The 22,282-nt window shown below is 66.2% G+C and carries 20 protein-coding genes; 4 read left to right on the top strand and 16 right to left on the bottom strand.

From position 1 onward, the window contains the following. Positions 1-31: 31 nt before the first annotated feature. From RO07_RS20285 to hda, 5 genes are read right to left on the bottom strand one after another with little or no spacing between them, the layout of a single operon-like run. A complete protein-coding gene (locus RO07_RS20285) occupies positions 32-688 on the bottom strand; it encodes a deoxynucleoside kinase (RefSeq protein WP_039405273.1) in 657 nt (218 codons plus the stop codon). Beyond that, positions 685-1,197, bottom strand: a complete 513-nt coding sequence (gene folK / locus RO07_RS20280) for a 2-amino-4-hydroxy-6-hydroxymethyldihydropteridine diphosphokinase (RefSeq protein ID WP_039405271.1) — start codon at positions 1,195-1,197, stop codon at positions 685-687. Before folK ends, RO07_RS20285 begins: the two co-directional genes overlap by 4 nt. After that, a complete protein-coding gene (gene pcnB, locus RO07_RS20275; protein WP_039405268.1) occupies positions 1,194-2,723 on the bottom strand; it encodes a polynucleotide adenylyltransferase PcnB in 1,530 nt (509 codons plus the stop codon). The genes folK and pcnB overlap by 4 nt, the downstream gene beginning before the upstream one ends. Next, positions 2,720-3,400 carry a histidinol-phosphatase gene (locus RO07_RS20270; RefSeq protein ID WP_039405265.1) on the bottom strand — a complete coding sequence of 227 codons (681 nt, stop codon included), beginning with the start codon at positions 3,398-3,400 and terminating at the stop codon, positions 2,720-2,722. The genes pcnB and RO07_RS20270 overlap by 4 nt, the downstream gene beginning before the upstream one ends. Positions 3,401-3,430: 30 nt before the next feature. Next, the gene (hda, locus tag RO07_RS20265; protein WP_039405262.1) at positions 3,431-4,141 is read right to left on the bottom strand and encodes a DnaA regulatory inactivator Hda; all 711 of its coding nucleotides are present in this window, start codon (positions 4,139-4,141) and stop codon (positions 3,431-3,433) included. Positions 4,142-4,288: 147 nt separating this feature from the next. On the opposite strand from hda, the gene purM reads away from it, so the two are divergent. Beyond that, positions 4,289-5,335, top strand: a complete 1,047-nt coding sequence (gene purM, locus RO07_RS20260) for a phosphoribosylformylglycinamidine cyclo-ligase (RefSeq protein ID WP_039405259.1) — start codon at positions 4,289-4,291, stop codon at positions 5,333-5,335. A gap of 151 nt (positions 5,336-5,486) precedes the next feature. Continuing rightward, on the top strand, positions 5,487-6,512 hold the full coding sequence (locus tag RO07_RS20255; RefSeq protein ID WP_039405255.1) for an IS110 family RNA-guided transposase: 1,026 nt from the start codon (positions 5,487-5,489) through the stop codon (positions 6,510-6,512). Between the two features lie 286 nt (positions 6,513-6,798). Here RO07_RS20255 and RO07_RS20250 read toward each other — a convergent pair whose 3' ends face one another. From RO07_RS20250 to mutL, 9 genes are all read right to left on the bottom strand, one after another. Continuing rightward, on the bottom strand, positions 6,799-7,713 hold the full coding sequence (locus tag RO07_RS20250) for a LysR substrate-binding domain-containing protein (protein ID WP_039405252.1): 915 nt from the start codon (positions 7,711-7,713) through the stop codon (positions 6,799-6,801). A 175-nt stretch (positions 7,714-7,888) separates the two neighbouring features. Then, complete coding sequence (locus tag RO07_RS20245; RefSeq protein WP_039405249.1) at positions 7,889-9,130, bottom strand: metal-dependent hydrolase family protein; 1,242 nt, start codon at positions 9,128-9,130, stop codon at positions 7,889-7,891. A 44-nt stretch (positions 9,131-9,174) separates the two neighbouring features. Continuing rightward, positions 9,175-10,371 carry a M24 family metallopeptidase gene (locus RO07_RS20240; RefSeq protein ID WP_039405247.1) on the bottom strand — a complete coding sequence of 399 codons (1,197 nt, stop codon included), beginning with the start codon at positions 10,369-10,371 and terminating at the stop codon, positions 9,175-9,177. A gap of 166 nt (positions 10,372-10,537) precedes the next feature. Beyond that, positions 10,538-11,425 carry an ABC transporter permease gene (locus RO07_RS20235; RefSeq protein ID WP_039413039.1) on the bottom strand — a complete coding sequence of 296 codons (888 nt, stop codon included), beginning with the start codon at positions 11,423-11,425 and terminating at the stop codon, positions 10,538-10,540. A gap of 74 nt (positions 11,426-11,499) precedes the next feature. Then, on the bottom strand, positions 11,500-12,564 hold the full coding sequence (locus RO07_RS20230) for an extracellular solute-binding protein (RefSeq protein WP_039405244.1): 1,065 nt from the start codon (positions 12,562-12,564) through the stop codon (positions 11,500-11,502). A gap of 61 nt (positions 12,565-12,625) precedes the next feature. Continuing rightward, a complete protein-coding gene (locus RO07_RS20225) occupies positions 12,626-13,678 on the bottom strand; it encodes an ABC transporter ATP-binding protein (protein WP_039405242.1) in 1,053 nt (350 codons plus the stop codon). A gap of 1 nt (position 13,679) precedes the next feature. Continuing rightward, positions 13,680-14,555: an ABC transporter permease gene (locus RO07_RS20220; RefSeq protein WP_039405241.1), complete on the bottom strand. Its 876-nt coding sequence runs from the start codon at positions 14,553-14,555 to the stop codon at positions 13,680-13,682. Between the two features lie 301 nt (positions 14,556-14,856). Further along, the gene (gene miaA / locus RO07_RS20215) at positions 14,857-15,804 is read right to left on the bottom strand and encodes a tRNA (adenosine(37)-N6)-dimethylallyltransferase MiaA (RefSeq protein WP_039405239.1); all 948 of its coding nucleotides are present in this window, start codon (positions 15,802-15,804) and stop codon (positions 14,857-14,859) included. A gap of 7 nt (positions 15,805-15,811) precedes the next feature. Beyond that, on the bottom strand, positions 15,812-17,791 hold the full coding sequence (gene mutL, locus RO07_RS20210; RefSeq protein ID WP_052266751.1) for a DNA mismatch repair endonuclease MutL: 1,980 nt from the start codon (positions 17,789-17,791) through the stop codon (positions 15,812-15,814). 384 nt (positions 17,792-18,175) lie between these two features. Between mutL and RO07_RS20205 the strand changes: the two genes are divergently transcribed. Beyond that, positions 18,176-18,844 carry a VTT domain-containing protein gene (locus RO07_RS20205; RefSeq protein ID WP_039405237.1) on the top strand — a complete coding sequence of 223 codons (669 nt, stop codon included), beginning with the start codon at positions 18,176-18,178 and terminating at the stop codon, positions 18,842-18,844. 139 nt (positions 18,845-18,983) lie between these two features. Here the strand turns inward: RO07_RS20205 and RO07_RS20200 are convergent, their stop codons facing one another. Both RO07_RS20200 and tsaE read right to left on the bottom strand, forming a co-directional pair. Next, the gene (locus RO07_RS20200) at positions 18,984-20,444 is read right to left on the bottom strand and encodes an N-acetylmuramoyl-L-alanine amidase (RefSeq protein WP_115089057.1); all 1,461 of its coding nucleotides are present in this window, start codon (positions 20,442-20,444) and stop codon (positions 18,984-18,986) included. Then, positions 20,426-20,959, bottom strand: a complete 534-nt coding sequence (tsaE, locus tag RO07_RS20195; protein ID WP_039405235.1) for a tRNA (adenosine(37)-N6)-threonylcarbamoyltransferase complex ATPase subunit type 1 TsaE — start codon at positions 20,957-20,959, stop codon at positions 20,426-20,428. The genes RO07_RS20200 and tsaE overlap by 19 nt, the downstream gene beginning before the upstream one ends. Positions 20,960-20,967: 8 nt before the next feature. On the opposite strand from tsaE, the gene queG reads away from it, so the two are divergent. After that, entirely contained in the window at positions 20,968-22,224 is a 1,257-nt protein-coding gene (gene queG / locus RO07_RS20190; protein ID WP_084072725.1) for a tRNA epoxyqueuosine(34) reductase QueG, read from the top strand. Positions 22,225-22,282: the final 58 nt, after the last annotated feature.

Here is a 22,282-nt window from a genome sequence, read left to right as displayed (position 1 = left end):
TTCGCCCGCGTGCGGGCGGGCCTGGGGACGATCAGGGGCGTGCGCCCTTGACGAAGACTTCCTTGCGCCCGCGCATCTGGTCGATGCGCTCGACGAGCAGGGCGAAGTCGCTGTCGTTGTGCGCCGGGTCGAATTGTTCCGTGTCGACAGTCAATACCGGCGCAGCGGCGTAATGATAGAAGAATTCGCCGTAGATGTCGCACAACGCGCGCAGATACGTGTCCGGAATCTGCTGCTCCATCGGAATCGCCCGCTTCTGGATGCGCGAGAACAGCGTCTCCGGACTCGCTTGCAGATGAATCACGAGATCCGGCACGCGATGCGACCGCTCGATGTGCGCAACGAGCTTGCGATACAGATCGAGTTCGTCATCGGCGAGCGTGAGCCGTGCGAACAGGCCGTCCTTCTCGGGAAGGAAGTCGGTGAAGATCGGCTTGCCGTCGATTTCGCGTCGCGCGATCTCGCGCGCTTCGTCCACGCGTTCCAGGCAGAACGTCAGTTGCGCCGGCAGCGCGTAGCGTGCGCTGTCGCGATAGAAACGTTCGAGAAAGGGATTGAGCGCGGGCTGCTCGAGCATCACGTCGGCACCGGCGGCATCGGCCAGCCGGCGGGCAAGCGAAGTCTTGCCCACGCCGATCGGGCCTTCGACGGCCAGGTAACGGAAACGCCCGAGGACGGGCGACCTCATGAGGCGTAGGCGCGCTTGGTCGGGCAGCAGCACTGCTCGACGCGCTCGATGCGCTGGTCCGCGACGCCCGGCAGCAGTGCGCTCACGCGACCCATACCGGGAATGTCGAGTTCGGGGGCAAGATCGGCGAGCGGGCGCAGCACGAAGGCGCGCGAGGCCATGCGCGGATGCGGCACGATCAGGTCGGGTTCGGCAATGCGCTCGTCGCCGTACAGCAGCAGATCGAGATCGAGCGTGCGCGGCGCGTTCTTGTACGGCCGCTCGCGTCCGAAGTGCATTTCGATCTTCAGGCACAGCGTGAGCAATTGACGTGCGGTGAGACTCGTCTCGACGGCGACGGCGCAGTTGAGATAGTCCTCACCGCTCGAGTCGATGGGTGCGGTGCGATAGAGGTCGGACTTGGCCGTGATCGTGACGCCGATTTGCTGCGCCAGACAGACGATGGCGTCCTTGATCGTTTGGCGGGCGTCGCCGAGATTGGCGCCGAGCCCGAGATAGGCAACAGTCATGAAGCACCTTCGGAACCATGCTGTCGCGATGATACCCGCTTGCCATGATTTTCGCTGGCGCCGCTCTCACCCGGGCCGCCGGCCGTGTCGCCTTCACCGCCCTGGCCACCACGTCCACCCGTCGGCTTGCGACGACGACGACGGCGCTTCGCCGCCGGCGTGCTGCCACCTGCGCCGCTGCCCTGCGCGAGCAGCGCGTCGCGCGCGGCCGCATCGCCTTCGAGGAAGTCGGTCCACCATTGGCCGGCTTCGGCCGGCACTTCGCCCGACTCGCAGCGCAGCAGCAGGAAGTCGTAACCGGCGCGCAGACGCGGATGCTCGAGCAGGCGCAGCGGCGTGCGGCCCGCGCGCTTGTCGAGCCGAACCTGCAAGCCCCAGATTTCCTTCATGTCGGCAACGAAACGACGCTGGATCGCGAGCTTGCCGGTCTGGGCGTCGAGCACGTCGTCCATCGCGAGATGCAGCGCCGGAATCGGGTACTCGCCCGCGCTCTGGTAAGCCTGCCACTTCTCGAGCACGAGATGCCAGAGCAGGGCCGCGAACAGGAAGCCCGGCGAAACGGGCTTGCCCGCGCGAATGCGCGCATCGGTGTTGGCGAGCGCGAGCGTGACGAACTTCTCGCCCAGCGGCTGCTCCAGCACCACGTCGAGCAGCGGCAGCAGGCCGTGGTGCAGGCCCTGTGCGCGCAGTTGCTGCACGCAGGCCCACGCGTGGCCCGAGAGCAGCAGCTTGAGCATCTCGTCGAACAGGCGCGCCGCCGGCACGTTGTCGATGAGCGGCGCGAGCTGCGGGATCGGTGCAGCCGTGGCTTCGTCGATCTTGAAGCCGAGCTTGGCCGCGAAGCGCACCACTCGCAGCATGCGCACCGGATCTTCGCGGTAGCGCGTGGCCGGATCGCCGATCATGCGCAGCATGCGCTTCTGAATGTCTTCCCAGCCGTGGTGGTAGTCGTGCACCGTCTGCGTGGCCGGGTCGTAATACATGGCGTTGACGGTGAAGTCGCGCCGTGCGGCGTCTTCGTCCTGCTCGCCCCACACGTTGTCACGCAGCACGCGGCCCGATTCGTCGGTCACGTGCGTCTTGCGGTCGAGCTCGCCTTTTTTCGGACGACGCGCACCGATTTGCTCGCTGTCCACGGCATCGACCAACGCGCGGAACGTGGAGGTCTCGATAATCTCCTGCCCGAACTGCACGTGCACGATCTGGAAGCGGCGGCCGATGATGCGGGCGCGGCGGAACAGGCGCTGCACCTGCTCGGGCGTGGCGCTCGTGGCGACGTCGAAGTCTTTCGGAGCGATACCGAGCAGCAGATCGCGCACGGCGCCGCCGACGATGAACGCCTTGAAGCCGGCCTGCTGCAGCGTATCGGTCACGCGCACGGCGTTCTTCGAGAGCAGTGTCGGGTCGATGCCGTGCACGGAGACGGGAATCACGACCGGCATGCCGGTCGGGGGCGGGCTGCCTGCGCCGCCGTTGTCGGTCTGGCCGTCTTTGCCCAGCAGCTTCTTGATGAGTTTGCGGATCACTGGAACAACTCGAGAATGGGCCAGCGACGCGCCAGCGCGATTTCGCGCAGCGCCTCATCGGGGTTCGTTGCCACCGGATGGTTGACCTTCTCCATCAGGGGGACGTCGTTGGCGGAATCGCTGTAGAAAAATGCGTGGTTGAAATCGCCCCACGTCTTGCCGAGACTGGCGAGCCAGGCTTCGGTGCGGGTGATCTTGCCCTCGCGGAAGCTCGGCGTGCCGACGTATTCGCCGGTGTAGCGGGCGTTCGGGCCTTCGCCGGTGGTCGCCGGTTCGGTGCCGATCAGGTGCTCGATGCCGAAGGCCTTGGCGATCGGGCGCGTCACGAACGTGTTGGTCGCGGTCACGATGGCGCACAGGTCGCCCGCCTTGCGGTGCATGTCGATCAGTTCGAGCGCTTCGGGGCGCACGTGCGGAAGAATCGACTCTTCCATGTACTGCGCATGCCAGGCGTCGAGCTGATCGCGCGGGTAACGCGCGAGCGGCGCCAGGCAGAAACGCAGATAGGCCGGCATGTCGAGCCGGCCCGCACGGTAGTCCTGATAGAAGGCCTCGTTGGCCTGCGCGTACGAGTCACGCTCGACCGCGCCCTGGCGCACGAGGAAACGGCCCCACTCCTTGTCGCTGTCGGTCGGCAGCAGGGTGTGGTCGAGATCGAAGAGAGCTAGATTGGTCATTGCGTGAATTTTACCTGAAGCTAACAACGGTCAGTTTTTGCCGTCGGGGGAGACTGGGTCGGTGTGGGTGAGCATCTGGCGCAGCAACGGCAAGGTCACGGCGCGTTTCTGTTCCATGGAAAACCGGTCCAGCCGGTCGAGCAACGCCATCAGGCTCGACATGTCGCGCTGGAAATGGGTGAGCAGATAGGCCGGCACATCCGCGGCGAGCTGCAGGCCACGCTCGCGGGCCGCATTCTGCAGCGCCTGCTTCTTGCCGTCGTCGTCGAGTCCCACAATGTGAAAAACGAGACCCCAGCCGAGGCGCGTGCGCAGGTCTTCGCGCAGCGGCATGTCCACCGGCGGCTGCGAGCCGGCGGCCACGAAGGCGCAATGGGGCCGGGCGCGCGTCTCGTTGAACAGGTTGAAGGCGGCGATTTGCTGTGTGGGCGAGAGATTGTCGCAGTCGTCCACGCAATAGACCGTGCTCGCGTCGTCGAACGTGAAGGCGGCCAGCGGGCTGTGCGCGCGCAGATAGCGCGCGCTCGGTCCGATGGCGTGACACAGGGCTTCCATCAGATGGGTGCGCCCGGACCCCACGGCACCCCACAGGTAGATGCCGCGGTCGCGCGCCGTGCCGGCCGAGAGGTCGGCGGGAAGGCCGGAGAGCGTCTGCGCCGCCTCGCGATTCGGCCCGACAATGAAATTGTCGAACGTGGCGGGCGGCGGGGTGCCGAGGTCGAGATACAGTTGCTGGATCACGAACGAAGAAAGCCGGCACAAACGCCGGCAGAGTACGGTTTGCAGGGCACGCCAGCCGTGGTTGGCGTCCGATATCCGGGTTGCGCGCCGAAAGGGCACGCGCATCGGGTAAAATCGCATTTTACCGAACCTTGATGCATTCCCGTCATGTCACACCCTAACGAAACTTCCGGCCTTTCCTATCGCGACGCTGGCGTCGACATCGAAGCGGGCGACGCGCTGGTCGAAGCGATCAAGCCGTTTGCCAAGAAAACCCTGCGCGACGGCGTGTTGGGGGGCATCGGCGGCTTTGGCGCACTGTTCGAAGTGCCCAAGCGCTACAAGGAGCCGGTGCTCGTTTCGGGGACCGACGGCGTGGGCACCAAGCTCAAGCTGGCCTTCACGCTCAACAAGCACGACACGGTCGGCCAGGATCTGGTCGCCATGAGCGTCAACGACATTCTGGTGCAGGGCGCCGAGCCGCTGTTCTTCCTGGACTACTTCGCCTGCGGCAAGCTGGACGTGGCCACGGCGGCCACCGTCGTCAAGGGCATCGCGCAGGGCTGCGAGCTGGCGGGCTGCGCGTTGATCGGCGGCGAGACGGCCGAAATGCCGAGCATGTACCCGGACGGCGAGTACGACCTGGCCGGTTTCGCGGTCGGCGCGGTCGAAAAGAGCAGGATCATCGACGGCACGACCATCGTGCCGGGCGACGTGGTGCTGGGCCTGGCCTCGTCGGGGGCGCATTCGAACGGCTACTCGCTCGTTCGCAAGATCATCGAGGTCGCCAAGCCGGACCTGGACGCCGACTTTCACGGCCAACCGCTGCGCGACGTGCTGATGGCGCCCACGCGCATCTACGTCAAGCCGCTGCTGGCGCTGATGCAGACGTTGCCGGTCAAGGGCATGGCGCACATCACGGGCGGCGGCATCGTCGAGAACATCCCGCGCGTGCTGCAGGACAACCTGACGGCCGATATCAAGAAGGACGCCTGGACGCTGCCGCCGCTGTTCCAATGGTTGCAGGCGCACGGCAAGGTGGCCGACGCCGAAATGCATCGCGTGTTCAACTGCGGCATCGGCATGGCGGTGATCGTCTCGGCGGCGGACGCCGATGCGGCGATCCAGCACCTCGAAGCCTCGGGCGAGACGGTCTACCGTCTGGGCGCGATCCGCGAGCGCAAGGAAGGCGAGGCGCAAACGATCGTGTCGTAATCGGGCCGCGGCCGGGGTGCTCGGCGCCCTCGCGGCAGGGAATGCACGAATGAAGCCCGTCGGGGGATGGCCTCCGGGGGGCTAATGAGATGGTCACCCCCACCCTACACGCGGGTAACGCGGTAGGGTGTTTTCATTTTGGAGGGCCATCATGCAAACCGTGACGCTGGTAGGAATCGATCTAGGCAAGCATACGTTTCACCTTCATGGGCAGGATCGGCAAGGCAAAGCCGTGTTTCGCAAGAGGGTGAGTCGCAAGCAACTGGTCGAGTTTTTCGCGACATTTCATGCTTGCACGGTGGTCATGGAGGCGTGCGCCGGAGCCCATCATATGGCCCGGCAACTTGCGGGCTTTGGGCATCAAGTCAGGCTCATCTCGCCGCAATTCGTGCGGCCTTTCGTCAAAAGCAACAAAAACGACTTCGTGGATGCCGAGGCGATTTGCGAGGCGGCATCTCGTCCGGCCATGCGGTTTGTGACACCAAAGACCGAATCGCAGCAGACGCTCGGGGCATTGCATCGGGTGCGCGAATCGCTGATTCGGGATCGGACCAAGACGATTAACCAACTCCATGGGTTTTTGCTCGAATTCGGCATCAGCCTGCCGATCGGTCAGGCAGTCATCAGGCGTTTGCCTGCGGTGTTGGCCGAGTATTCGCTGCCGCCACGGCTTATCGCTGTGCTCGAGCGATTACACGCTCACCACAAGTACCTTTGTGAGCAAATCTGTGAAATCGAAAAGGAGCTGACGCGCCAACTTGCCGAGGACGATCTGGGGCAACGTCTGCTGAGCATCCCCGGTGTTGGACCGATCACCGCCAGCGTGTTGGCCGCTGAGATGGGCGATGGCAAGCAATACGCATGCAGCCGCGATTTTGCCGCAGCCACAGGGCTTGTGCCACGCCAGTACAGCACGGGCGGCCGTGCGACTTTGCTGGGTATAAGCAAGCGTGGAGATAAGAACTTGCGGCGTTTGTTAGTGCAGTGCGCCCGAGCATATATGCAGCGGCTGGAACGTCAGACAGGCCGCCTCGCCGACTGGGTGCGCGCGATGCTCACACGTAGGCATTCGAACGTAGTGGCCTGTGCGCTAGCGAACAAGCTGGCACGAACCGCATGGGCGCTGGCCACACACAACACGATATTCGATGCGAGGCCGAGCGCCATGCCAACTTGAGCGCCTACTCCCTAACTATTTTCCGAGAAACACCCACCTGGTTTTGCGACGACTGAAATTGGATGACGTGAACGGCACACCGGCCTGACGAACAACCTGATAAAACAATTGGCTCTTGAAGCCGAGGGGCTTTTTAGGAGTGTCAGGCGCGACTCTCATCGTGGCGCGGGGAGAAACTCCCCACATCGACGCCGGATAGATTTAGGCAAGCCAAACACTGCATCAAATCAGTCTTGCAAAAATGGGGGTGACCATAGATTGTTTTTGCCGAACGATCCGCGAGGTGTCAACGCTTCATCCGCGCTTCGACCGCACGCATTACATCGTCGAGCGTGGTTTCCATCACGCGCACGAGGTCGTCAAGCTGGCCGCTGGGCGCGGCGGCGCGTGGCGTGATCCGCAGCGTGTGGAACGGCATCGACGGCTCGAAGCGTCGCAACACCAGATCGGAGTCGAGAAAGTCGTAGGCGGACACGGGGTGCAGCAACCCGATACCGACGTTCTCCTTGACCATCGTGCCGATGTTGATCGAATAACGCGCGGTAGCCACGACCTGCCGGTGCAGATTGCCTTCGGCGAACAGGCGATCCATGCCCCAGCGCACCATGTCGGTCGGTTCGTAGGACAGAATCGGCTGGTCCCGCAGATCGGCCAGGCGAACCACCTTCTTGCGTGCGAGCGGGTGAGCTGCCGGCAGCGCGCAGATCGCATCGAGTTTCGCGAAGGAGACGGCGTCTGTCCCCGCCACGTCGATGATATCCGTCACCAGACCGAGGGCGAGTTGATGCGTAATGACCTGATCGCGAATCAGATCCGAGGCCCCGGTCGTCAGCGCGAGCTGCACGCTGGGATGCAACGCGCGGTAGCCGGCCATCACACGGGCAAAGAACCCCAGCCCGAACGACACCACCGAACCCACACGAATGACCGCCTTGTCGGGATTGCGCAGGTTGAGCGCAAACTCGCGGATGTTGTCGAGTCCGGCGTAGCGGCGCTCGACTTCTTCGAAGAGCGCGAATGCCTCGGCCGTCGGCTCCAGACGGCCGCGTGCGCGATCGAACAGCGTGAGACGCGTCGAGCGTTCCAGATCGGCGATGAGACGGCTCACCGCGGACTGTGACGTGCCGAGCGCCTGTGCCGCCTTGGTGGTCGTGCGCGTGAGCATCAGCGCCCGAAAGGCGTCGATGTGCCGGAAATCCATCGATTCTCCACGGAAGGGTTAGCGTGTGCGCGATGTGCGGCGGACCCGCGGGAGCCGGCGCCGCCGCGAGGGACGGCGCCTGGAGCGGCCACCGCCCGGTCCCGCGTGTCGATGCATGCGGGATCCTCGGAACCCTCGCCGGGGCGGCCCGGATGACGCGCCCGCTGCGCCCGCCTTACAGCGCGAAAGCGTGGATTTTACCGCCCTTCATCACCACCGGAATCTGCTCACCCTGGCCCAGCAGACAGTCGAGCGACTTCAGCGGGTTGCCGTCGACGACGAGCACGTCGGCATGGGCGCCGGCCACGATCTCGCCCAACTGACCGGCCTGCCCGAGCACTTCCGCGCCGATGACCGTCGCGCTGCGCAGAATCTCGGCGGGCGACAGCACTTCGGCGCGCAGACGGAATTCGTCGCTCTGCAGGCGCTGCGATTCGCCGAGCAGATCGGAGCCGTAGCCCATCTTCACACCGGCCTCGCGGAAAATCTCCAGCGAGCGCATCCCGGCCGCGTGCACGTCGGCGATCTTCGCGACGCTGTCGTCGGGCAGGCCGAGCGACTTGCCTTCGCTGGCGAGCGCGTCGTAGGTCACGAGCGTCGGCACCGCGTAGGCGCCCTGTTCCGCCATGTAGCGCGCCGTCGGGGCGTCGACGAGATTGCCGTGCTCGATCGTGCGCACGCCGCAGCGCACCGCGCGCTCGATGGCCGCCGCCGTATAGGCGTGGGCAAGCACATACGTGCCGCGGGCGCGTGCTTCGGCCACGATGGCGCGGATTTCGTCTTCCGAGTAGCCCCACGCGCCGACGGGATCGGTCGGCGAGGCCACGCCGCCGGAGGCCATGATCTTGATCTGATCGGCGCCCATTTGCAGTTCCTCGCGCACGGCGCGGCGCACCTCGTCCACGCCGTCGGCCACACGCGAGAGGGCGCCGACGCGCACGCAGCACGGGCACGGCCCATCGGTGCCGATGTAATCGGTGCGTGCACGACCGTCGCCGTGTCCGCCGGTCTGGCTGATCGCCCGGCCCGACACGAACAGGCGCGGCCCCTCGGCGAGGCCGCTCTCGACCGCATGCTTGATGGCGTGTCCCGCGCCACCGGCGTCGCGCACCGTGGTGAAGCCGCGCCGCAGCATGCCCTGCAGGATCGGCACGGACTTGAGCGTGACGAGCACGTTGGGCAGATGCGCCTGCGCCGACAGGTTGAGTTGCGTGGCGTGCACATGCACGTGCAGATCGATGAGACCCGGCATGACGGTGCGCCCGCGCACGTCGATCTCGCGCGCCGACTGGGCGCGGATCGGTTTGTCCGAGACTTCCTTGATGCGGCCGCCCTCGATCAGCACGGCGTGGTCTTCGCGCAGCTCGCCCTTGAGCGGGTCGAGCAGCGCGCAATTCGACAACAGGATCGACTCCATGACTTTTCCTCCCGAATGATGATTTTTCTTGACGCGCGGCGCGCTCAGTCGATGGTGGCGTGCGCCAGCGTGCGCGGCGTGTGGGTGAGCATGCGCGGCGTGTCGCCCGTGACGACCGAGTCGTCGAGACGGAAGCCGCCCAGGCCGTAGACGTAGATGCCCGGCTCGGCCGAATAGACCTCGTTGGCCAGCAGCGGGCGGTGGTTGAACGCCATGTCGTCCGGGTACTCGTGGCCGATGATGCCCATGCCGTGCCCGGTGCGATGGCGGATGTACTCGCCGCAGCCGGCCTTCTCGATCACGGCTTGCGCGGCGGCGTCGATGCCGGAGACCGGGCGGCCCGTGACGGCGGCGCCCACGGCGGCTTCGTTGGCGGCGCGCGCGACTTCGTGGAAGCGCGCCTGCTCGCTCGACGGCTTGCCGCAGAACCACGTGCGCTCGTTTTCGATCACGAGCCCGTTCAGGCGCGGGATCACGATGTTGACGAGGCCGTCGCCCGCGTTGATGCGCGCGCCGCACGACGCACCGTCGCCATGGGGAGAGGCCGAGGCCGGACCGGAGAGCGTCCAGCAGCGCAGGACTTCGAGGTTCTCGCCGGGAAAGCGCCTGGCGCCTTCGGTGACCATGAGCGCGGCCATCGCGTAGTCGAGTTCCTGCACGAGACGCCCCGGACGGATGTTCTCGCGATAACGCTCCTGCACCCAGTCGGCCAACGCCGACGCCGCCTGCATGATCGCGATCTCCTCCTCGTGCTTGACCCAGCGCAGCGCGCGCATGTCGGCGAGCATTGGCACGAGCTTTGCGTCGGGCATCGACGCGGCCGCACGGGCGAGCGGCCCGCCCACGGCGTCGACGCCGATGCGCGATGCGCCAAGTCCTGCCGCGCGCAGCCGCTCGGCGATGAGCGCGGGAACTTCGGCGAGCAGCGGTAGACGCTGTGTCACGCGCGGATGCTCGGCATAGAGCGCGACGCGATCGAGATCCAGCCAGAGGTGGCCGCGCTCGCGCGCCATCATCAGATGGTGCGTGGACAACTCGTTCATCACGGCGAACGGCTCGCCGTTGCGCGGCACGCATACGGCGATCGGGCGCTCCCAGGTCTGCACGTCGACATGGAAGTTGGTGGCCCACTGGAAGAAGTCGGCGGCGGTGAACACGAGCGCATCGACGCGCGCGCGGTCCATCAGTTCGTGCATCAGGCGTTGACGGTACTGACGTGTGGCATCGGAGAGTGTCGGCATGGCGGAGTCCTTTGTGCGGGTGTCAGGTGTGTCGGAAGTGTTGAGCGAGTCGGATGTGTCGGACGTGTGGCAGCATCGTTGCGTGTCCGGCCACGCGATGAGCGGCCCGGGTGGCGCGTGTGGCGTGAATGCCGCGAGACGGCGCGGCAGGCGAGCGCGAAGTCGGTCAGGTCATCATCGTCTTCGCATAGCGGCGTTGAATGAGCCAGTGCGACGTGATGGCCAGCGCGAACGTCACGACCATCGACACGATCGAGAGCACCGCGCCGAACGGCCAGTTGTTCGCCTTGGCGATCTGGTCGTAGATCGCGGGCGTCATCATGGTGATGCCGGTCCCCCCGAGCAGCACCGGCGTGGCGTAGGCGTTCATGCACAGAATGAACACGAGCATGGTGCCTGCCGCGATGCCCGGCGCCGCCATCGGCAGGATTACGCGGGTGAGCGTCTGCTGGAACGTCGCCCCGAGGTTGCGCGCCGCTTCCTCGACGGAGAAGTCCATGCCCTCGAGCACGCTTTGCAGCGTGAGGATCATGTACGGCAGCACGACCGCCGTGGTGCCGACCACGACGGCAAACGGCGTGTACAGCAGCCGCACCGGCTCCGGCACGATGCCCAGCGAAACGAGCAGCGAATTGACGAAACCGGCGTTGCCGAGCATCACCATCCAGCCGGCCGCGCGCACGACGTTGCCCACGAGCAATGGGAACACCAGCAGCATCACGAGCAGACTCTTGAAACGGCTTTGCGTGCGGGCGAGCACATAGGCCACCGGAAAGCCGAACACGAGCGCGAGCGCGGTACACAGCGAGGCGACCTTGATCGTCGTCCACAGCACCGACAGGTAATAGGGATCGGTGAAGAACTTGACGTAGTTCGCGCCGGTGAGCGCCGCCATCATCATCTCGACGGGATCGAACCGGTTGAAGCTGTAGCGCACCAGCTGCAAGCCGGGCAGGACAATCACGAACAGCACGACGAGCGTGGCCGGCGCGGCGAGCGAGCCGCCCGTGAGCGCGCCGCTTACCGAGCGTACTGATGAACGTGCGGCGCCGATGCGGCGCGCCGTGTGGGTCGAATTCACGAGCGGATCCCCGATGCGGTCGTCGGAATCGGGCGGGGCGGCGACGTTCACAGGCCCACCTTGAATTCCTTGTTCCAGAAGTCGAGCAACGCCGGCTTGTCGGCGGTGAAGCGCGCGTAATCGAGCTTGACCATGCGATCGAGCTCGGCGCTCGTGAAGCCCACGCTCTGCTGCAGCGACGGCGGCAGGTTCGCGTTCTTCACCGTCGGCGCGTAGCCCATCGTCTCGGCGAAGCCGATCTGCGCGCGCGGGTCGAGCATGGCGTCAAGGTAGTTGAAGCCGCAGGTCTTGGACTGCGAGTTCTTCGGCACGGCCGCTTCGAACGAGACCGGCACCGCCCCTTCCTTGGGCAGCACGTATTCGATGGGTACCCCGGCTTTTTTCCACTGCAGTGCGCGCGCCTTCCACATGCACGTGAACCAGATGTCGCCGCTCTTGAGCGCCGATGCCACCGCCTCGTTCGACGGATACACCTTGGGTTGCTGCGTCTTGCGCAGCTCGCGCAGGAATTGCACGCCGCCCGCCATGTTGCCGTCCTTGTGGCCGGCGGCGAGCGAGCTGCTCACCACATTGAAGTTGTAGAGGATGTCGGAGAAGCCGACCTTGCCCTTGAGCTTCGGGTCGAGTGCGGCCGTAAACGAATCGGGTTTCGTGCCGAGCTTCTCCGGGTTGTAGACGATCACCATCGCGCTGAAGATGTGCGGGATCGAGTACGGCCGACGCAGGGCCTCCAGCGTGTTGGCGAGATTCGGCACGAGCTTGGTGTCGACAGGCTCCAGAATGCCCGAGCGGTTGATGTCGTACATGTCCAGATCGGCGAGACAAGCCACGTCCATCGAACCGCGGCGCGAGGTCTTTTCGGCGCGCAGCTTCGTCATGCGATCGACCTGTCCTGCGGAATCGTACGTCACCTTGCCGCCGGCGGCTTCGATGATCGGCTTGCCGATGTTCTGTTCGAGCAGGTTCAGATAGTCGCCGCCCCAGGTGCCGACGACCACGTTGGGACACGCCGCGGCGGCATGTGCCGAGAGGGCGTCGAGGCCCAGTGCGGGGGCGATCACGAGACCGGAAGCGGTCTTCAGGAACGTGCGGCGGTTCAGGGCATGCGTCATGTCGTCATCCTTCGAAACGTGGGCCGAGGCGTGTGGGAGTGAAGCGGATTGCGAGGTGTCGTCAGGCATTGAAGAACAGGCAGTCGCGGCTTGCGAAGCATGCCTTGAGCGCGCGCCCGGGGGCGTAGCGGCTCGCGTCGTCGCGCGCGACGTTGGGAACGTGCGCCACGAGCGTTTCGCCTTGCGCACTCTTGAGCCGAAGCTCGAGCGTGGCGCCGAGATAGATCGTCTGATCCACCGTCACGGGCAGGGCAGTTTCGTTGCCGGCGGGGGCGTCGGCGAGCCGCAGGCGCTCGGGGCGAATGCCGAGCGTGGTCGCGTCGGACCCCGCACCCGCGAGGGCCAGGCGCTCGCCCTTCGCGGTGACGAAATGCCCGTCGTGCATCCGACCGGCGAGAAAATTCATCTTGCCGAGGAAATTCGCGACGAACGGATTGGCCGGACGCTCGTAGAGCGCATCGGCGGTGCCGATCTGCTGCACGCGACCGTCGTGCATCACCGCGAGCCGGTCGGCGATGGCAAGCGCTTCCTCCTGATCGTGCGTGACGAAGATCGTGGTCAGGCCGAGCCGGCGCTGCAGTGCGCGGATCTCTTCGCGCACTTCGGTGCGCAGCTTGGCGTCGAGATTCGAAAGCGGTTCGTCGAGCAGGAACACGTCGGGGCGGATGGCGAGCGCGCGCGCGATCGCCACGCGCTGCTGCTGACCGCCGGAGAGTTGTCGCGGATAGCGATCGGCGAGCGCGGAGAGCCGCACCATGTCGAGCGCTTCGCGAATGCGCGTGTCGCGCTCGGCGCTCGACACGCGCCGCATCTCCAGTCCGAACGCCACGTTCTCGGCCACGGTCATGTGCGGGAACAGCGCATAGCGCTGGAAGACCATGCCGGTGTTGCGGCGATGCGGCGGCAGACGCGAGACTTCCTTGCCGCCGATCCAGATCTCGCCAGCGGTGGGCTCGACGAAGCCCGCGACCATGCGTAGCGTGGTGGTCTTGCCGCAGCCGCTCGGGCCGAGGAAGGCGACGAGCTCGCCTTCGGCGATCTCCAGCGAGAAGTCGGCGACGGCAGCGGCGTTGCCATACTGCTTGCGCAGCCCGCGAAGCGAAACGTTGGCCATGTCAGATCACCTGGCTGAGTTTGACGAAGCGATCGGTGATCAGCATGACGATGCCGAGCAGCACGATCTGTGCGGCGGAGACGGCCGCAATCGTCGGATCGAGGTTGAATTCGAGGTACTGCATGATCGCGATGGGCAGCGTGGTCTTGCCCGGGCCGACGAGCGGCAGCGTGAGTTCCAGGTTCTCGAACGACACGATGAAGCTGAACAGCACCGCCGCCACGATGGCCGGGCGCAGCATCGGCAGCGTCACGCGCCAGAGCGTGCGCCATGGGCCAGCGCCGAGATTGCGCGCCGCTTCTTCGATGGTGCCGTCGATTTGCGACAGGCTTGCGCCGACGAGTCGCATCGTCCAAGGAATGGTCAGACACACGTGCGCGATCACGAGGCCGCCGAAGGTGCCGACGATGTCCACATCCAGCAGGTTTTCGGCGCGCAGATAGAAAAGGTAGGTGGCGATGCCCGCCACGATGCCCGGCACGACGAGCGGCAACAGCAACACGTTGCCCAGCGTGCGGCGGCCCGGGAACCGATAGCGCGCGAGCGCGAGCGAGGCCGCCACGCCAAGGATCACGCCGCCGATGGCGGCACAGGCCGCGAGCTTGAGGGAGAGCAGGAAACCGTCGGCAAACGCGGCATTGCGCCACGCGTTGAGATACCAGGACACCGTGTAGCCGCTGGGCGGGAACGTGATGATCGCGTCCTTGAAGAAGCTCAGCCACACCACGAAGATCAGCGGACTCAGCATGAACAGGTAGATCAGCGTGATCCCCGCGCGCACGGCCCATCTGCTCAGCGGCACGCGACGCGGACCGCCCGCCGGCAACCTGAGCGCGCTGCCTGCCACCCCACCTGGCTCCATCGAAGTCTGCGTCATTGGCGTCCTTCCCGGTATCGTGGATTCGATGCAAATTTGCATTGATCGAAACGTTGATATGCAAATTAGCATATCAAAATCGACATGCAAACCGGAAAGCTGTCAGGGTTTCAACGGAGGCGAAGCATGCACCGGCCGGCACATCGCGATGTCTTTCGCACGGCGTGAGCGGGATGGTTGAAGGGGGATGTCGCGGGGGGAATGGGATTCGATGTACGAGGGCCGGGCCCGCGGCGCGAAGCCTACGGCGCGAGGTGCGGCACTTCGCGGCCGATGCGGCGAAGTGCCTGTCGCGGGACGTTCAGTCTCGCCAGAGGGCGCGCACGGTCGCCAGGGCGCGCTGTGCGGCGTCGGGGGCCGTGCAATCGACGACGTGACGCTCGGGCATCGAGCGCAGCCACGTGAGCTGGCGTTTGCACAGCTGGCGCGTGGCGAAGATGCCCTTGTCGCGCATGGTGTCGTAGTCGGTCTCGCCGTCGAGGTATTCCCACACCTGGCGATAACCGACGCAGCGCATGGACGGCAGGCTCGGGTCGAGATCGCCCCGCGCGCGCAGACGCTCCACTTCTTCGACGAAGCCCGCTGCGAGCATGGCGTGAAAACGCTCGGCGATGCGCGCGTGCAGGATCGAGCGATCGCCGGGTTCCAGCGCGACGGGCACGAAGGTGTGCGGGTTCGCGTCTTGTGGCGCCTGCGCCTGCTCGGCGAGCCACTGCGACATCGGTTTGCCTGTGAGTTCGTGGATTTCCAGCGCGCGTTGAATGCGCTGGGAGTCGTTCGGCGCGAGGCGCGCCGCCGTCACCGGATCGATGCGCGCGAGACGCGCGTGCATGGCGGGCCAGCCGTCGCGCGCGGCGTCTTCGTCGAGACGCGCACGCACTGCCGGATCGGCCGAGGGCAGCGGCGAAAGGCCCTGCGTGAGCGCCTTGTAGTAGAGCATCGTGCCGCCGACGAGCAAGGGGCGGCGGCCGCGCGCGGCGATCTCGTCGACGAGTCGCAACGTGTCGTCGCGGAACTGCGCGGCCGAGTAGGCGTCGCGCGGATCGATGATGTCGATCAAATGATGCGGGACGGCAGCGAGCTCGGCCGCACTCGGCTTGGCCGTGCCGATGTCCATCTCGCGATAGACGAGCGCGGAGTCGACGCTGACGATCTCGAGCGGCGTGTCCTGCGCCAGCGCGAGGGCGGCGGCGGTCTTGCCGGAGGCCGTCGGGCCCAGCAGACAGACGATCGGGGGAGATGCCTTCATGAACCGCTCAACGTCCGCGCATGAACAATTTGTCGAGATCGCCGAGCGTGAGCTGATACCAGGTGGGGCGGCCGTGATTGCATTGATCGGCGCGCTCGGTGGCTTCCATCTGGCGCAGCAGCGCGTTCATCTCTTCGTGCGTGAGGCGACGGTTCGCGCGCACGGCCGTGTGGCAGGCGAGCGTGCCGAGCAGTTCGTGCTGACGCTCGGTGAGCACGCGCGAGCCGCCGTATTGACGCAGATCGGCCAGTACGGCGCGCGCGAGCGCTTGCGCGTCGGCGCCGTCGAGCAAAGCCGGAATCGCGCGCACGGCGAGCGTGGTGGGCGACATGGCGGCGAGATCGAAGCCGAGTGCGGTGAGCGTCTCCTGATGCTCTTCGGCCGTGCCGATCTCCACCGGGTCGGCGAAGAACGTCACCGGAATGAGCAGCGGCTGCACCGGCACGTTGCGCGCGACGAGCGCCTGCTTGAAGCGCTCGTACAGAATGCGTTCGTGCGCGGCATGCATGTCGACGAGCACGAGCCCGTAGGCGTTCTGCGCGAGGATGTAGATGCCGTGCAACTGACCGAGAGCGAAGCCGAGCGGTTGTTCGAGCGTCTCCGGATTGCCCGCGTCACTCGAACTCCCCGCTTGTGCCGCATTGCCGCCGAGCGCGGCGCTCAGCCCGTCCGCGGCGGCACCGTCTTGCGTCGCACCGGCGTTGCCGTAGGCGGGCGAGGGGACATCCGTCACGTTCGTCACGCCCGGCTGACCGTACGGACGCGGCGCAGGCGGCGCCGTGCGGCCGAACAGGTTGTCGTAGACGGACATCGGCTGCGCGACCGGCAGCGTGCCCTGTCGCATGCGCGGCGTCCAACTGGCGCCGCCCGGCGTGCCGAAGCCGCCGGCCGGACTCGCGCCCGCGAAGGCGGGACTTGCAGCGCCCGGGCCGGCGGCGAGTCCACCGCTGTCGGTCAGATGCGCCGCATGCGTGGTGCCGCCGCTGCCGGCTGCCCGCGCGAGTGCGCGCTGCACCGCGTGGAACACGAACTGGTGAACGCTGCGGGCATCGCGAAAGCGCACTTCGATCTTCGATGGGTGGACGTTCACGTCCACCAACTGCGGCGGCAGCTCGAAGTACAGCACGTAGGCGGGGTAGCGGTCGCCGTGGAGCACGTCCTCGTAGGCGGCGCGCACGGCATGCGTGAGCAGTTTGTCGCGCACGAAGCGGCCGTTCACGAAGAAGAACTGCTGGTCGGCGCGGCCGCGGCTGGCGGTGGGCAACCCGACGAAGCCCGACAGACGCAGGTCGCCGGCGCCTTCGTCGAGCGCAAGGTGGGCGTCGGCGAAGTCGTTGCCGAGCACGCGCTTGACGCGCGTGGCGGCGTCCGAGGCGTTCCAGTGTTCGACCGCCCGGTTGTTGTGAAGGACCGAGAAGCCGACGTCCGGGCGCGCAAGCGCGCTGCGGCGGATCACGTCCATGCAATGCCCGAACTCCGTTTGCTCGGTCTTCAGGAACTTGCGGCGGGCGGGCGTGTTGAAGTACAGGTCGCGCACGTCGACGGTAGTGCCGACCGGGCCCGCGGCCGGCGTGAGGGCGCCGGTGTTGCCGTCGATGGCGGTGGCATGCGGGGCGTCGGCCTGGCGGCTGGAGAGCGTGAGCTGCGCCACCGAGGCGATGGACGCGAGCGCCTCACCGCGGAAGCCGAGCGTGAGCACCGATTCCAGTTCGTCGAGCGTGCGGATCTTGCTCGTCGCGTGACGGGTGAGGGCCAGCGGCAACTGGTCGGCGGACATGCCGCCGCCGTCGTCCGTGATCGCAATGCGGCGCACGCCGCCCTCCTCCAGCTTGATCTGCAGGGCCTGGGCGCCCGCGTCCAGCGCGTTTTCGAGCAGTTCCTTGACCACGGACGCCGGACGCTCGACCACCTCGCCCGCGGCGATCTGGCTGATGAGTTGATCGGGCAGCACGCGGATCGGACGCGCGGGCGCCAGGCTCGCCGGCATGGGACCGGGGCGGCGCTCGGAGGCGTCGGCGGCGATGTCGGAAGCGGCGTCGCCCGGCGCGCAGGCCTGGGCTTGTGCCGAGGAAGTGGAGGTCGGGGTGGCTGACATGGGAACCATTATAAGGGCTGCCCTCAAAGACATAAGCCGACCGATGTTTCAGCCCGCAATACGACTAGAATCCGACACATTCCCGTCATGGGAGCGTTAGGGCGAGTGGGTATATCCGGACATTCGGGGGCGAAATGCCGCTGCGCTCGATTCCCCATGTCCGACGCCAGCCGACTGTCATGGGGACTTAACGACGCCCGACGTTTGCGCTGGTATGATGCGACTCGTCGCGAGTCCGTGGGGACGGGCCGGCGTCCTTTATCTTGAGGAATCGACTTGGATACTTTGGTGCAGTTGCTGGAGATGGTGCTCCACATCGACAAACACCTGGGCGTGTTTATCGATCAATACGGAAACTGGGTGTATCTGTTCCTTTTCATGATCGTGTTCGTGGAAACGGGATTGGTGCTCTTTCCGTTCCTTCCGGGCGATTCCCTGCTGTTCATCGGTGGCGCCTTCGCGGCCACGGGCGCGATGGATCCCTGGCTGCTCGGCGTGCTGCTCTTTATTGCGGCCGTGACCGGCAACACCCTGAATTACTGGATCGGCTCCAAGATCGGGCCGCGCGTGTACGAGAAGAACTGGCGATTCCTCGATCGCGACGCGCTTCGCAAGACCCATGACTTCTACGAGCACCACGGCGGCAAGACGATCGTGATGGCGCGCTTCGTCCCGGTGGTGCGCACCTTCGCACCGTTCGTGGCGGGCGTGTCGGCCATGTCGTGGGCGCGCTTTCAGCTCTACAACGTGCTGGGCGCCGGGATCTGGGTGGTGCTGCTCGTGGGCGGGGGCTACCTGTTCGGCAACCTGCCGTTCGTCAAGCAGTATCTCAACGTCATCGTGCTGGTCGGGATTTCGGCCGCCGTGGTGCCCATTGCGCTCGGCGCCCTCTGGAAGGTGTTCACGCGAGGTCGCCGGCGCGTGCCGCAAGGTCAGGGCGAGTAAGCACTAACAAGCACTAGCAAGCACAAAGCGACGCGAAGCCGTCGCTTCGCAAAACAAAATGGCGCGTCCGGCAACGGGACGCGCCATTTTTCTCATGGGCGGCGTTCGGTGCACATCACAGCGAGCCTCACAGAGAACCTCACGCCGTGCGATTCTTCGCGATCGGTGGATTCTTGGCGAAGTACGCCTTGATGCCCTTGAGCAACGCGTTGGCGAGTCGATCCTGATAGGCCGGATCGTTCAGGTAGCTTTCTTCCTTGGGGTTGCTGATGAAGGCCGTCTCGACCAGTACCGATGGAATGTCGGGCGCCTTGAGCACGGCAAAGGCCGCCTGTTCGACGTTCTTGCTGTGCAGCCGGTCCGCCACCGTGCCGATCTCGGCGAGCAGGGCGTTGCCGAAGACTTTGCTGTCGCGGATCTGCGCGGTCGTCGACATGTCGAGCAGCGCGTGGGCCACGGCCCGGTCGTTGGTCTTGATGTTGACTCCGCCGATCAGGTCGGAGGCGTTCTGCGTTTTTTCGAGCAGCCGTGCGGTCGCGCTCGTGGCGCCGCGCTCCGAGAGCGCAAACACCGACGCACCATTGGCCGACGGCGACGTGAACGCATCGGCGTGAATCGACATGAACAGATCGGCGTCCACGCGGCGCGCCTTCTGCACGCGCACGCCGAGCGGCACGAAGAAGTCGGCGTCGCGCGTCATCATCGCGCGCATGTTCGGCTGGGCATCGATCTTCTCGCGCAGCCGCTTGGCGATCTGCAGCACGACCACTTTCTCGTACGTGCCTGCGCTGCCGACCGCCCCCGGATCTTCCCCGCCGTGGCCGGGATCGATGGCGATGGTGAGCAGGCGCGCCGTTTTCGGGCCGCGCGAGGGTGCTGGCGTGGGCAGGCCGTCGTCGTCGTCCTTGCGTTGGGCGAGAGGCGGCGCCTTGTCGGGTGTGGCTGGCGACGGGCCGGGCCGCGACGCACGCGAGCCGGGCTCGCGCTGCGCGTAGCGCTGGAAGAACGCTTCGCTCTCTTCGGTGCTCGGTGTGCCCGCGCCGGATGGGGGCGGCGAGTTCTGTGCCAGCGCTTCGGCCTTGTGCCCCGACTTGGCGAGCAGCTCCATGAGCGGGTCGGGCTCGACGGCAGGATAGAGATCGAACACCGTGCGGTACCTGTAGCCCGCGACCGGCGGCAGCGTGAACGACTGCGGCTTCACGCCGGCCTTCAGGTCGAAGACCATGCGCACCACGCCGGGTTTGAACTGCCCGACGCGCACTTGCATGATCTGCGGGTCGTTCGGCTGGATCTTGGAGACGAGGTCGCGCAGCGCGGGGCTCAGGTCCACTTCGTCGAGGTCGATCACGAAGCGGTTCGGGCTCTCCATCAGCTGTTGCTGGAACTTGACCGGATTGTCGGTCTCGAGCGTGACGCGTGTGTAGTCGCGGGCGGGCCACACGCGCACGGCGACGATCGCATTGGCGAAGGCGAGGCGGGGGCCGGTGAGGGCGAGAACGAGAGTGGAGGCCCCGGCGCGCAGTGCGCGGCGTCGGCCGGCATTGGGCGATGAGGCGTCGTCGGTTCGGGCGAAGCGTTTGATCAGCATGAGTTCAGGCAAGCAAGACCGGCCGGCGTGTAGGCGCTCGTCGTCAGACGGCGGCTGTTGCCGACAGGTTCCAGGCAAAGGCGCAAATCGGGCGTGCCCAGCAGGTCTTCCGCCTTTTCGGGCCACTCGACCAGGCACAGGGCGTCGCCCGCGAAATGCTCGCGAAAGCCCGTGTCATGCCATTCGGCCGGATCGGCGAAGCGGTACAGGTCGAAATGATAGACCGGCAACACGCCGTGCGGTGTGTCGATGTTGTATGGTTCACACAGCGCGTAGGTGGGACTTTTCACGCGTCCCGCGTGGCCCAGCGCACGCAACAGCGCGCGCACGAGCGTGGTTTTTCCCGCACCGAGATCGCCCGAGAGCTGCACGTGCAGGCCCGCATGGGCGGCGTCGGTATGCGCCATGCGCGCCACGATGACGCGTGCGAGCGCCGCGGCGAAGGCCTCGGTGGCGGCTTCGTCCGGCAGCGCGAAGATGCGCTCGACCAGCGGGGGCGGCGCGGAGGAATCGGGCATGGCGGGCATTGCGTAAAATGGAGGAGATGAAAGCTCCCGTGATTTTCCCCGCTACCGCCGCACAAGTCGAGCCATCGACGCTTCCGAATACCTCGGAAGTGTCGCCATCGCGCGACAAAGCGAGCCTCGCCGCCCTCGACGCCGAGGGGCTGAGCGCGCTCGCGCTGCGCATTCGCGAGTGGGCGCACGAGCTTGGTTTCGGCCAGATCGGCATCACGGACACGGATCTCTCGCACGCCGAAGCGGGCCTGCAACGGTGGCTCGACGACGGCTGCCACGGCGAGATGGACTACATGGCCGCGCACGGCATGAAGCGCGCCCGGCCTGCCGAACTGGTACCGGGCACCGTGCGTGTGATCAGCGCGCGCATGAACTATCTGCCGAGCGACACCGACATGGCGGGGTGGCGTCGGCACGAGGCCGAACGGGCGAAACATCCCGGCGAGGCGATCGTGTCGATCTATGCGCGGGGGCGCGACTATCACAAGGTCATGCGCAACCGTCTTCAGCAACTGTCGGAGCGAATCGCGCAGGCCATCGGCCCGTTCGGGTATCGCGTGTTCACCGATTCGGCGCCGGTGCTCGAAGTCGAACTGGCGCAGAAGGCCGGCCTCGGCTGGCGCGGCAAGCACACGCTGCTGCTCTCCCGCGACGCCGGTTCGCTCTTTTTCCTCGGCGAGATCTTCGTCGACGTGCCGCTGCCCGTCGACATGGGCGAGCTCGACGAGCGTGGCGACGCTCACGGCGCGATGCAGCGCGGCGAGTACTGCGGGCAGTGCCAGAAGTGCCGCGACGTATGCCCGACCGGCGCGATCACCGAAGCATTTCGCGTGGATGCACGACTGTGCATCTCCTATCTGACCATCGAGCACAAGGGCGCGATTCCCGAATCGCTGCGCGCGAAGATGGGCAATCGCATCTACGGGTGCGACGACTGTCAGCTCTTCTGCCCGTGGAACAAATTCGCCCAGCCGTCGCCGCTCGCCGATTTCGCGCCGCGCAACGGGCTGGAGCGCGCCTCGCTCGTCGAGCTTTTCGCCTGGACCGAGGCGGAATTCATGGAGCGACTCGCGGGCAGCCCGATCCGCCGCATCGGCCACGAGCGCTGGCTGCGCAATCTGGCCGTCGGGCTCGGCAACGCGCTGCGCGACACGCCGGACGCGGCTGCGCGGATCCCGTTGCGCAACGCCTTGCTTGCGCGCCGCGATCATCCGTCCGCACTCGTGCGTGAACATGTTGAATGGGCGCTCGCCCAGGAAGGAGTTCCAGCTTGAGCACGCGAGCCCGTAAAGTCACCGCGCCCGTCGATGCCACCGACGCGGCCGATGCCGA

Source organism: Pandoraea pulmonicola (assembly GCF_000815105.2).
Classification (GTDB): Bacteria; Pseudomonadota; Gammaproteobacteria; order Burkholderiales; family Burkholderiaceae; genus Pandoraea; species Pandoraea pulmonicola.
The sequence above is the reverse complement of the archived record's forward strand: the minus strand, read 5'-3'. Positions and strand labels throughout refer to the sequence as shown.

Excerpts from the sequence above, each read along its gene's own strand:
- RO07_RS20285 (WP_039405273.1), bottom strand. The coding sequence starts at position 688 with ATGAGGTCGCCCGTCCTCGGGCGTTTCCGTTACCTGGCCGTCGAAGGC.
- folK (WP_039405271.1), bottom strand. The coding sequence starts at position 1,197 with ATGACTGTTGCCTATCTCGGGCTCGGCGCCAATCTCGGCGACGCCCGC.
- RO07_RS20270 (WP_039405265.1), bottom strand. The coding sequence starts at position 3,400 with ATGACCAATCTAGCTCTCTTCGATCTCGACCACACCCTGCTGCCGACC.
- purM (WP_039405259.1), top strand. The coding sequence starts at position 4,289 with ATGTCACACCCTAACGAAACTTCCGGCCTTTCCTATCGCGACGCTGGC.
- RO07_RS20255 (WP_039405255.1), top strand. The coding sequence starts at position 5,487 with ATGCAAACCGTGACGCTGGTAGGAATCGATCTAGGCAAGCATACGTTT.
- RO07_RS20250 (WP_039405252.1), bottom strand. The coding sequence starts at position 7,713 with ATGGATTTCCGGCACATCGACGCCTTTCGGGCGCTGATGCTCACGCGC.
- RO07_RS20245 (WP_039405249.1), bottom strand. The coding sequence starts at position 9,130 with ATGGAGTCGATCCTGTTGTCGAATTGCGCGCTGCTCGACCCGCTCAAG.
- RO07_RS20240 (WP_039405247.1), bottom strand. The coding sequence starts at position 10,371 with ATGCCGACACTCTCCGATGCCACACGTCAGTACCGTCAACGCCTGATG.
- RO07_RS20230 (WP_039405244.1), bottom strand. The coding sequence starts at position 12,564 with ATGACGCATGCCCTGAACCGCCGCACGTTCCTGAAGACCGCTTCCGGT.
- RO07_RS20225 (WP_039405242.1), bottom strand. The coding sequence starts at position 13,678 with ATGGCCAACGTTTCGCTTCGCGGGCTGCGCAAGCAGTATGGCAACGCC.
- RO07_RS20220 (WP_039405241.1), bottom strand. The coding sequence starts at position 14,555 with ATGACGCAGACTTCGATGGAGCCAGGTGGGGTGGCAGGCAGCGCGCTC.
- miaA (WP_039405239.1), bottom strand. The coding sequence starts at position 15,804 with ATGAAGGCATCTCCCCCGATCGTCTGTCTGCTGGGCCCGACGGCCTCC.
- mutL (WP_052266751.1), bottom strand. The coding sequence starts at position 17,791 with ATGCCGGCGAGCCTGGCGCCCGCGCGTCCGATCCGCGTGCTGCCCGAT.
- tsaE (WP_039405235.1), bottom strand. The coding sequence starts at position 20,959 with ATGCCCGCCATGCCCGATTCCTCCGCGCCGCCCCCGCTGGTCGAGCGC.
- queG (WP_084072725.1), top strand. The coding sequence starts at position 20,968 with ATGGAGGAGATGAAAGCTCCCGTGATTTTCCCCGCTACCGCCGCACAA.